A 10,914-nucleotide genomic window follows, 5' to 3' on the forward strand; every position below is an offset into this window, starting at 1 on the left:
GCGGTCTCGTCCCGATTGAACGTGTAAACGATCCGCTGCAGGGGTGCCTCGGGAACGGCGACCGGCGTCTGGACCGTCACCGAAACCGTCGCCACCAGCAACCGTCGCTGCTCCAGCGATTCATGGCGCAAGCGTCGCACTTGGCCGCTCGTCTTTGGCCGACCATCACTGCATCCGGCCGATCTCCGCCCACCTCGTAACCACATGATCTTTCTTTCCACGAATCGATTGATGGCCGCGGGACTCCGCGTCGCTTTTCAACGCGCCATTTTACTCACAATCCCGCCCTTCGGGTGGACCACGTTTGAATGGCAGTCAACGATCCCGAGGTTGTTCCAATGCAATCGGCGGGTTGCCTTCGATTTCGGCCGGCCCAGCGCAGCGCCGAACGATTCGGCGGCGCCGACGACGACCTCACCGCGTGGACTTAGATGCAGAAGGTCAGAGAAAGTTTCCCGCCGTCGGATGCTTTATCCAGAATCAAGCTTCTGAACCCAGGCTGGCAACGGCGAGCGGAGCAGCGTCGTGGCTGGACCGTCCCGCAACGTCGGCCACCTTGACGCCCGTTTCGGCAAACTCGTAGCCGCGTCCGAAACCGACTTTGCGACGATCGATCGTGACCCAGTTCTTCAATCGAATGAACTCGGGATCGGCATGAAACCGTTGGATGTGAAACGGATCGCTGCCCGGGAAATTGTACGCGCCATAGGCCGAACAGACGCCCGACAAGCCCTGGTCTTTGGCCAGATGGACGGCCGCCGCGCTCAAATTAGATTTCTGACCGTAGGGAAACGCGAAGTAGCGAATCGGCTGCTCCACCAACTCGCCAAGCTCCGCCGTGGCGGTCACGATTTCATCGACCATCGTCTCGGGATCCTCGATCGCCCCGACGTCACAATGATTGCGGGTGTGCGCCCCGATTTCGATCCCCGACGCCGCCATCTGGCGAAGCTGCTCGGGCGTATTGACCTGCAACGGCTGACCTTCGGCAACATCGTGCGGAAACGGGCGATCGTGAAGCACAAAATCCAATGCGACGAAATACGTCATCGGAATCTCGTGCTCGATCAAAAATGGAATCGCCTGCTGGCAATTTTCCGCGTACCCGTCGTCAAACGTCACCGCGACAGCCACCCGATCGTTGCGACCGGATCGCATCCGTGTTTGAATTTCCTCCAGCGAGACCACGTCGACATGCTGCTTCAACCAAAGCATCTGACGTTGGAATTCACGATTGCCGATCGACCAACCATTCGGATGCGTGTCGGCGACGCGATGATAGAACAGCACGCACAACGGTGCTTGCCCTTCCGCTTCGAGTCGGTTGCGATAACGCATCCGCATCGGCAAGCTGCTGTAATAATAGGCGTGCAGTGCGAGTTCACGAATCTTCATCGTCACGGACATCGTGGTGCTTGGACTCTCTATGCGTGTTAAGGGTGGATCAAGGAACCTCGTGCCGAGGACACTAGGACTGCGGTTGACCGATCCCGAGTCCCGACTTGACCAGGTTCTTAAAGGTCACGCCGACCTTGACGACTTGTTGACGCAATTGGGCCGATCGCCTGGGGCTGCAGACTCGAATCTCCTGAGCCGGCATCAGCTCAGCCCGCCAGCGCAATTTGTACGGTTCATCTCCACGCATCATGTCAAACGTCGTTCGCCCCGTCTCAATCGATTGACGGATCGCGTGGCAAAACATGCTCAACCCCGGACGTAACGCTTCGGCGTCCGGGTCCATGCCTGATTGGTAAAAGTACCAACGGTCGTTGTCTACGATCGCGAAATGGGCCGCCACCGGAACACCATCATTGGTCGCAATGATCAATTCCAGTAACCCGGCATCGAGTAGTTGGGATGCCGCATCACGCAGGAACACGTCAAAGGGCGGATGGTCGAAACAGCCCGTCGTACCGGACGCGTGCCGACGTCGTTGATGAAGCGCGACGAAGTGATCCCACACCGCTTCGAGCTGTTGCTGGTTCTCCACCCGATCCACGCGAACCGTTCCCGTATCGATATTCTTCAGCGACTGGCGAACCTCGCGACGGCCGCTCTTGGATCGCATGCGGACGTATTCGTCCCAGGTGGCGGGCAGATCGATCGCGTAGCACCCCAACCCGTCGGCAAGTTCAACATCTAGTTTTTCCCGTTGCATCGCCTCGACCAACGTGTTCATCGTCCGATCCGATCGATCGACTCCGATCAACTCGATCGCATCCCAGAGCAGACATTGTTCGCCGGTGTCCTCGTTCGGATCCGCCGAGTGGGCCAACCAACGAGCGACCGCGGAACAGGCGTCGTCGATGTCACCATCGTCGACCAGCAGCGACAAGTGATCGGTACACGCTTTTCCAGAGCCCAGAAACTGGATCGTCTTCCCCGCTCCGACGCGACTCTCTAAACACCATGGCGCAAAGGCGATGATTTCGTCTTGCCGTTTGATTTTCAACACACACAAACGGTAATCGCCTTGGTAGGCACGCCACCAACTGCCCAACCACTCCCATCGTTGTAGCGGGTTGCGGGCGAGCTGGTTCCAGCGAGCCAGGTCGTCCGCGGAAAGTTGCTCGACGTTTGTGATCAATTCAACCGATGAAATCATGCTTCGTTCCGGCCAGGGATTCGGGTGCTTCCGAAAGCGTGCGAGGATCGGTCCACGCAAAGAACTGTGGGTTGAAGCATCGGCAAGGCAAACCGATGGAGGCAACTTGCCGAGGGAACTCGAATCACATCCGCCGGTTGCACCGTTTGTGTCGGCGGCCATTAGGGTCGACCCGCGTGTGAACTCCATCGGCCGACGGACACGAACCCACGGGCAGTCGCGCTGCCGCCCCTGCGGCCCCACCCTGAAACCAGTTCGCGAATCGATCAGTCCGCGCAACCGACCCCATCGAAACAAACCGAACGTGCCAGTGCGCCAAAAACAGCTCGCGGTCCGGATCACCGCAAGCCGCTTTGTTGGCAACGTAAGGTTAGCCAACGGTGGTCGTTCGTCGCGGAATTCGCGGTTCGGGACACAAGGACGGCTGTCACCAACCCACGATCGCAACGACATTCGACGTTTACGCTTTTGCCGTCCATGAGCCAAGCCACCCTTTCTCAACCGCGTCCGAAGTCGGCCCAGAAGATCGTCGCCGATTCGTTCTCCCAAAGTGTTGTGCTGATCAGCGTCCTGATGATCGTGCAGCGCGGCATCGGGTTCGTCCGCAGCTTTTATGTTTGCGGCACGCTGTCGGCAGCCGAAGTCGGCCGTTGGGATCTGGCGTTCAGCTTTTTGATGCTGGTCGCACCGCTGGCGGTGTTCGGTATCCCCGGCTCCTTCGGACGCTATGTCGCCCGGTTCGAAAAAAAGGGCCAGCAATCGCGTTTCCTTCGCCAGACCCTGTTGGCCTGTCTCGCGCTGACACTGCTAGCGTCCGTCTCGATCTGGTGGTTCCGAGAAACCGTCGCGCGATACTTTTTCGGCAGCGCCGACGATGCACCGTTGGTCTCGCTGTTGGCGATCGGGCTACCCGTCGTCGTGTTCTTTAATTTCGCCACCAGTTGGTTCTCGGGGAAACGTCTCAATCGATTCGTCTTTCGCATCCAGTTCGCACAAACCCTGTTCTTCGCCCTGCTGTGCGTCGTCCTGTTTCAACTGACTTCGGTCAGCGCGTTTTCGGTCATCGTCGCCTACCTGGTTTCCTGTTTCGTCGGCACCACACTTGCCGCCAGCTACACCTTGATCGACGGACGATCCGAAGCGGAGCACGGGGACGATCACGAAACGACCGACCCAGCCGATCCGATTTGGCGAAAGATCCTTCCCTTTGCCGTCTGGGTTTGGATCAGCAATGCGTTAATCAATCTGTTTTCGGTCTGTGACCGATTGCTGTTGGTCAACTTTTATCCCGATCAACAGGTCGACATTCAATTCCTGGTCGGCCAGTACCACACCGCTTGTATCTTCCCCTTGTTGCTGATGACGATCGGCGCGATGGCGGGCTCGACTGGGATGCCCTATTTGAGCAAGGACTGGGAATCGGGTGACCGCCAAGCGGTCGCCGATCGGATGAATCTGATGCTCAAAGCGATCGGTTTGTTCTGCGTCACCGCATCGGTCGGCATTCTGCTGCTCGCCCCGCTGTTGTTCGGTCAAATCTGGAAAGACAAATTTGCGATGGGCGAGTCGTTGTTGCCGATGACGCTTTGTTATTGTTCATTGGCGGCGATGACGATGGTTGCCCAAAAGTACTTCTGGTGCCTGGAAAAGACCTGGATCAGCAGTTGCTTTTTGCTGCTCGGGTTGGTCTGCAACTTCCTGGTCGGTCTGGCACTGATCGGCGACTTCGGCATCGATGGTGTCGTCGCCTCCACGTTGATTTCGCACGCGATCGTCTTGGCCGGTGTGCTGCTGATCAGCAAGTATCACAAGCTCCGAATCGATTTCGGCGTGTTTGTGATTTCCATCGCATTGTTTGCGCTCTGCTTCGGCAAATGGATCGCCCTGCTGTGCCTGATCCCCTTGCTGCTGAGCGTTTGGTTCACCCCTCTACTCTTCAGCGATCCGTTTCGTCGCCACGCGATCGCGAAACTTCGCTCCACTCTTGCTGGGAACACTCCATGAGTTTGGCAGAATTAATCGACCAACCAGAGTTTGGCCATCACGAAGCACCCCGACAGCAGACGCGCCGCGTGTTACTGCTGGGCAATGACGACCGCGTCCTGCTGGCCGTCGCGCGGGGATTGGGACGCAACGGCATCTCGGTCGACGTCGCCTGGTGCGATTCGGATTCACCGGCACTGAAATCCCAATATGTTCACGCGTTTCACTCCGTCGTCCCCTACTCGCCCCACGACGATCAATGGCTCGATGGCTTGCATCGATTGGTCAAGCAATATGACTACGATCTGGTCATCCCTTGCAACGATTATGCAGTCGTGCCGCTGCAGCTTGAACGCGAGAAACTGGATCCCGACACCCATTGGTACCTGATCAACGACGACGCCTTTCAGGTCGCGTTTGACAAAGCCAAAACAAGCCGCATCGCATCGGAGCTTGGAATCAACGTGCCGCGTGAATGTGAAATCACCGACGCCGACATTCAAACGGGTTTCTCGAACCGGGAATTCAGCCTGCACGACCGTCGCTCGCTGCGATTTCCGGTTTACGTCAAACCACGCTCCTCGATCACCGCATCGGACGTGACAAACAAACGTGCCGCGCAGCGGGTCGATTCGCCCGACGCGTTGGCTGAATACCTGATTCATGAGTTCCCCGACGACGGCGTGCTCATCCAGGAAAGTTTTTCGGGGGTCGGAATCGGCGTCGAAATCCTGGCCCACCAAGGACAGGTTCTGATGCAAATCCAGCATCAACGGCTACGCGAAACGATCGACGGAGGCAGCACGTACCGAGAAACGATCGACGAAATACCCGAGTTGACCGAAGCGACACGAAAACTGGTCCAGCATCTGAACTACACCGGGGTCGGGATGTTCGAATTTCGCTACAACCGCGAAACCGGTGACTGGGTGTTCCTGGAAATCAACGCGCGGTTCTGGGGATCGTTGCCACTGGCGATCGCCGCCAAAGCGAATTTCCCGTTTGCCTTGTATGAATTGTTGGTCAAAGGCCAAACAGACTTTCACACCAACCACACGATTGGCATCCGTTGCCGAAATCTGATCAACGATCTGCGTGCCTTCCGGCATCAGAAGGCAGAGGAATTTGAGCTGGAAAACTTGTTGTTCGGTAAGGACTATCTCGATTTCTATGCCCCCGATGATTGGCGTCCCCAGCTCGCCACGCTCGTGAATTTCGCCCGATCGGTACTGGGAAAATTCACGCGGCACTTCAAAGCTTCGATCGGTAGGAATCAACGCGTTGACGCGATAAACTAGGCCGGCCCGACCGATCGATTCCGCCCTGTTCCAGCGTGCTGAGCCTGATGCCGACCCCCAAACCACTCACCGACGAAGAACGCGCCACCTACGAATGGCAGATGTGGGTCCCCGACTTCGGCGAATCGGGGCAGGAAAGACTGAAGGGCGCATCGGTGATGATCTCGCGGGTCGGCGGCGTCGGCAGTGTGGTAGCGTACGAGCTTGCCGCGGCGGGAGTCGGAAAAATGGTGCTCGCGCACGCCGGCAACGTGAAGCCGAGCGACCTGAATCGCCAACTGTTGATGACACACGATTGGATCGGCAAGCCGCGGATCGAGTCCATTCGACGCCGGTTGTTGGAATTGAATCCTCGGCTGGAAATCGTGGCCGTGGGAGAAAACGTCAGCCAGTCCAACGCCGCCGAATTGGTCGCCCAATGTGACATCGTCGTCGACTGTGCGCCGCTGTTTCCCGAACGATTCGCGATGAACGAACAAGCGGTGTTGCAAAACAAACCGATGGTCGAATGTGCGATGTACGAATTGGAAGCACATCTGACGACGCTGATTCCGGGCCGGTCGCCCTGTCTACGCTGCCTGTTCCCCCAAGAGCCGCCGACCTGGACCCGCCAATTCCCCGTCTTCGGCGCCGTCTCCGGCACCGTCGCCTGCATGGCAGCGATGGAAACGATCAAAACAATCGCTGGAATCGGCGACCCGCTCGCCGGCCGTTTGCTTAAAATGGATTTACGGGACATGAGCTTCCACCGGCTCAACGTGACTCGTCGTCCCGATTGCCCCACCTGTGGCCACCTGCCACCGGATCCCTCCACGGACGTCGCATGAAAGTCATCATACCTACCGCGCTGCGAAAACATACCGACGGGCAGAATCATCTCTCCGTCACCGCCACGACAGTCGAAGACGCCTTGAAGCAAGTCGTCACGGCGCACCCGGAGCTGCGCAGCAGCCTGTTCGATGACCGCGAACAATTGGTTTCGTTCGTCAACGTCTTTGTCAATGATCGCAACATCCGTGACTTGGAAAACGAAGCGACGCCGCTGACCGAATCGGACGAAATTCTGTTGGTACCGGCGATCGCCGGAGGTTAAACGCATGTCGGAGAAACCACTTCTGGCGCGAGAAGAGACGGCTCGCTACGCGCGGCATCTGACATTGCCGGAAGTCGGCACCGATGGCCAGGTCAAACTGAAATCGGCCTCGGTCTTGATCGTCGGAACCGGGGGACTGGGGTCACCGGTCAGCCTGTATCTGGCCGCCGCCGGCGTCGGCCGGCTTGGGATCGTCGACTTTGACCGCGTCGAGTATTCGAATCTGCAGCGTCAAATCATCCATGGCTCCGACGACGTCGGCCGACCCAAAGTCCAGTCGGCTGCCGAATCCATCCGACGCGTCAATCCTTTGATCGAAGTCGACCAGCACGACGAAGCGTTCACCAGCGCCAATGCGATGCGGATCGGCGCCGAGTATGACATCATCATCGATGGCACGGATAACTTCGCCACACGATATCTGGTCAACGACGTCTGCGTGCTGCTCGGCAAACCAAATTGCTACGGCAGTATCTTTCGATTCGAAGGCCAGGCGTCCGTGTTCGGACTTCCCGGCGGACCCTGCTATCGATGCCTGTACCCGAAACCGCCCGATCCCGGAATGATCCCCAACTGCGCCGAAGGCGGGGTGCTGGGGATCTTGCCAGGCATCGTCGGAACGATCCAAGCGACCGAAGCGATCAAGTTGATCCTGGGGATCGGCGCGTCCCTTTCCGGCAGACTGCTGTTGCTCGATGCCCTGGAGATGAAGTTTCGCGAATTAAAAGTCAGCCGAGATCCGAAGTGCCCGGTGTGTGGCGACCAGCCGACGATCACCGCGCCGATCGACTACGACCAGTTCTGCGGGACGCCCAAACAGGACACCGCGCAGAGCCCCTGGGACATCGAGCCGACCGAATTGAAACGGCGGATGGACGCCGCCGAGCCGATGACGATCTTGGACGTCCGGCAGCAACATGAATATGAGATCTGCAATCTTGGCGGGACGTTGATTCCGCTCGATGAATTGCCGACGCGAACCGACGAATTGGATCGTTCGTTGCCGATCATCGTCCACTGCAAAATGGGCTTGCGAAGTGCCAAAGCCGTCCAGTTGTTACGCGACGCCGGATTCACCGACGTCAGTAATTTGAACGGCGGGATCAATCGCTGGTCCAAACAGATTGATTCCTCCGTACCGACGTATTAGTGCTGCAACCGCTTGATGACAGCGGGACGAAATCGGGGCAACGGAGAGCTTGGTCAAAAAATGGGTTGGTCAAAAAATGGGGAATGGGTGCGGGGCGGTCTCACGTGGTAGCGAACACGTATGCGAGGGTTTGACGGAGCCGATCCGCCTACGCTAGGCGTCCATCGCGGCCCACTATTTTTTGACCATTCAATTTTTTGACCAACCCGTCAGCCCTCCCTCAACACTCCGTCGTTAAGTTCAAAACGCTGATCAGCCAGCACTTCGGCTTCTTCGTTGCTGTGCGTGACGTGCAGCGTCGTGACTCCGGTGGTCGTTTTGACCCGTTTGAGCAACTCGTGCATTTCCGCCCGGGTCGATTCGTCGAGCGCACTGAGCGGTTCGTCGAGCAACAAGACGGCGGGGCGAAACGACAGCGCCCGCCCGAGTGCGACGCGTTGTGATTCACCACCACTGAGCGCGTCCACTTTGCGTCCCAACAACGGCATGATCCCGAGCACTTCGGCGAGTTGAGATATTCTTTCGTCGATTTCGCTTTGCGGACGTTTCCGCAACCGCAGCGCGAACGCCAAATGTTGTGCGACCGTTAGCGTGGGAAAGAGCGCCAGATCTTGGGGGACATATCCGATCTGGCGATCACCCGGCAACCAAGTCGTCACGTCCACGCCATCGATCAAAATCCGCCCCGACGTGATCTTGCGCAACCCGCAGATCGATTCCAGGATCGTCGTCTTGCCGCGACCGGTCCGCCCCATCAGCACCGCGTATTTCCCGCGGGGCACTTGCATGCAGATGCCCGAGAGCGAGAACTCGCCGGCATGAATGGAAACATCGTCCAGCTCGATCACGCGTTCAACCCCGTTCCCAGCACGCGGAGAATCAACAACACGACGACCGCCATCGCAACCATCAACAGCGAGACGGCGACGGCGGCGTTCAACTGACCGATGCTCAATTCCAAAAAGACCGTCGTCGAAAGCACCTCGGTCCGCATCCGTGTCGCCCCGGCAAACACCAGGATCGGCCCGAACTCGCCGAGCGCCCGAGCCCAGGCAATCGTCGTCGCGGCGATCATCCCGCGCCACGCCTGCGGCAGCGCGATTTGCATGAAAGCCTGCCCCCGCGTGCAACCCAGCGTCCGCGCCACGTCTTCGGCACGCGGATCGATTTGGTCAAACGTCACCCGCATCGTTCGCACTGCAAACGCACACGCGACCGAGAACTGGGCGAGCACAACGGCGGGCCATTGATACGTGACCGGAAAACCGACGCTGTCACGCAACCAGGCTTCCAATTCCCAACCGAAAATCGGCAGATGAAATAAAATCAACAGACTCAATCCCAATACCAACGGTGGCAACACGATCGGAATATCGACCAGGGTGTCAACCAGCCAACGGCCGGGGAATCGATACCGCGACAACAGGTACCCCAGCGGCGTCGCGACCCACAACGACAACACCGCCGCCGCCGAACAACTCAAGATCGTCAATCGAAACGCAGCCTGAATCTCCGGCTTTCGAAGTGCATCGATAAAGTCGCTCGGGGAAGTGAACACGACATCGGCGGCCAACAGCAGCACAATCAAGATGATGAAGCAGGCCGAGATCCCGCCCATCACCAAGAAGAACGGCGTGTCGCTGCGACGCCGAAACGTCGGCGACGAAGTAGCTTTCACCGGCTCACTCATCAGTCACATCGTTGCCGAGATTCTGCCAACGAAATCCTTCGGCGGCGAAGATGTCTTGCGACTCGGTGGAGCAGATTTGTTGGAACAATCGCGATGCCAGGTTCGGATACGGCGACTCTTTGGCGACCGCCCAGGGCTGGGTGGCAACGCTACATTCGATGCCTTGAATGCGGATCGCGTCCAAGAATTCTGACGCACCAGCCGCGTTGCTCAAGTACGCCACCGCGGCGTCCAGCGAACCGGTCTGCAATTGGTTGACCAGCATGTCGCCGGTCGGCGTTTGAACGGTCACGTTGGGCATGATCTCTTGCTGCACCCCGCCTTCGCGAAACGTGTTCTGAGTGATCCAGCCCATCGCGCATTGCTTTTCGTGGCCGATCCCCACACGCAAACCTTCTTTGGCCAAGTCACGCAGCGAAGCGATCCCCTTGGGATTTCCTTTCTGCACCAAGATCACCAATTCATTCTGCGAAACGGGAACGGGTTCGGGAAACAGGTCGTGGACTTGGTTCATGAATTCACTGTCACAGGCAAAGTACGCGTCCGGATGCTGGCCGGCTTTCATCTGCGCCACCAAGATGCCGCACCCGTTGTAGACGCGATTGACCTTCACCCCTTCGCGTTTTTCAAACGCCGCGATCGTGTCTTCGATCGCCGGACGCAGCATCGATCCGGCGAACACGGACAATTCGGGTTGGTCGGCCCAGTTGTCACCGCCGGAGACGCGGAAGCCGTGATCGGCGTAATGCTGCAAACCTCGATCAGCGGATGAAATGTAGCGGGCGAAATGCAACGCATCGGCGGAATGCTGGGTCGACGCGATCACCCCGACGGAAATCTGTGACGCCGTCGCGGCCAACTCGGGGATTTCGACAAAGGTCAAATCGGGATAGGTGTGCAACACCGCGTCGTACACGATCCCGGCGTCGGCGGCACCGATCTTGATGTCGTTGGCCACTTCATTGACGGTCCCACGATACGCTTTGGTCGCTTTATCCAAGCTGTCCCAGCGACCGACCTCACTTAACGATTCACGAACGACCTTGCCGATCGCCGCCGAATCCGGACTTGCCAAGACCACGCGGACATCCTCAC

Annotated in this window: 11 protein-coding genes; 5 read left to right on the forward strand and 6 right to left on the reverse strand. The window is 58.2% G+C overall.

Annotated features, from left to right (window positions below; genetic code table 11):
* From ABX749_RS08670 to ABX749_RS08680, 3 genes are all read right to left on the reverse strand, one after another.
* Positions 1-206: hypothetical protein (locus ABX749_RS08670; RefSeq protein ID WP_372895631.1), on the reverse strand; the 206-nt coding region annotated here is incomplete at its 3' end.
* A 274-nt stretch (positions 207-480) separates the two neighbouring features.
* Positions 481-1,395, reverse strand: coding sequence for a polysaccharide deacetylase family protein (locus ABX749_RS08675; protein ID WP_372895632.1), 915 nt, complete (start codon positions 1,393-1,395; stop codon positions 481-483).
* A 73-nt stretch (positions 1,396-1,468) separates the two neighbouring features.
* A complete protein-coding gene (locus ABX749_RS08680; RefSeq protein ID WP_372895633.1) occupies positions 1,469-2,605 on the reverse strand; it encodes a GNAT family N-acetyltransferase in 1,137 nt (378 codons plus the stop codon).
* A gap of 477 nt (positions 2,606-3,082) precedes the next feature.
* On the opposite strand from ABX749_RS08680, the gene ABX749_RS08685 reads away from it, so the two are divergent.
* Genes ABX749_RS08685 through moeB form a run of 5 tightly spaced genes read left to right on the forward strand, consistent with a single transcriptional unit; the run spans position 3,083 to position 8,129 of the window.
* Entirely contained in the window at positions 3,083-4,609 is a 1,527-nt protein-coding gene (locus ABX749_RS08685; RefSeq protein WP_372895634.1) for a lipopolysaccharide biosynthesis protein, read from the forward strand.
* A complete protein-coding gene (locus ABX749_RS08690) occupies positions 4,606-5,886 on the forward strand; it encodes an ATP-grasp domain-containing protein (protein WP_372895635.1) in 1,281 nt (426 codons plus the stop codon). Before ABX749_RS08685 ends, ABX749_RS08690 begins: the two co-directional genes overlap by 4 nt.
* A gap of 47 nt (positions 5,887-5,933) precedes the next feature.
* Complete coding sequence (locus tag ABX749_RS08695) at positions 5,934-6,713, forward strand: TOMM precursor leader peptide-binding protein (RefSeq protein ID WP_372895636.1); 780 nt, start codon at positions 5,934-5,936, stop codon at positions 6,711-6,713.
* On the forward strand, positions 6,710-6,979 hold the full coding sequence (locus tag ABX749_RS08700; RefSeq protein WP_372895637.1) for a MoaD/ThiS family protein: 270 nt from the start codon (positions 6,710-6,712) through the stop codon (positions 6,977-6,979). The genes ABX749_RS08695 and ABX749_RS08700 overlap by 4 nt, the downstream gene beginning before the upstream one ends.
* Positions 6,980-6,983: 4 nt before the next feature.
* A complete protein-coding gene (gene moeB / locus ABX749_RS08705; protein WP_372895638.1) occupies positions 6,984-8,129 on the forward strand; it encodes a molybdopterin-synthase adenylyltransferase MoeB in 1,146 nt (381 codons plus the stop codon).
* Between the two features lie 209 nt (positions 8,130-8,338).
* Here moeB and ABX749_RS08710 read toward each other — a convergent pair whose 3' ends face one another.
* The 3 genes from ABX749_RS08710 to ABX749_RS08720 all read right to left on the reverse strand — a co-directional run.
* A complete protein-coding gene (locus tag ABX749_RS08710) occupies positions 8,339-8,977 on the reverse strand; it encodes an ABC transporter ATP-binding protein (RefSeq protein ID WP_372895639.1) in 639 nt (212 codons plus the stop codon).
* Positions 8,974-9,819: an ABC transporter permease gene (locus ABX749_RS08715; protein WP_145210643.1), complete on the reverse strand. Its 846-nt coding sequence runs from the start codon at positions 9,817-9,819 to the stop codon at positions 8,974-8,976. Before ABX749_RS08715 ends, ABX749_RS08710 begins: the two co-directional genes overlap by 4 nt.
* The coding region (locus ABX749_RS08720) for a substrate-binding domain-containing protein (RefSeq protein ID WP_372895640.1) at positions 9,812-10,914 on the reverse strand (1,103 nt) is incomplete at its 5' end. The genes ABX749_RS08715 and ABX749_RS08720, both read right to left, overlap by 8 nt.

The sequence above is a fragment of the Stieleria sp. genome, assembly GCF_041595215.1.
Classification (GTDB): Bacteria; Planctomycetota; Planctomycetia; order Pirellulales; family Pirellulaceae; genus Stieleria; species Stieleria magnilauensis.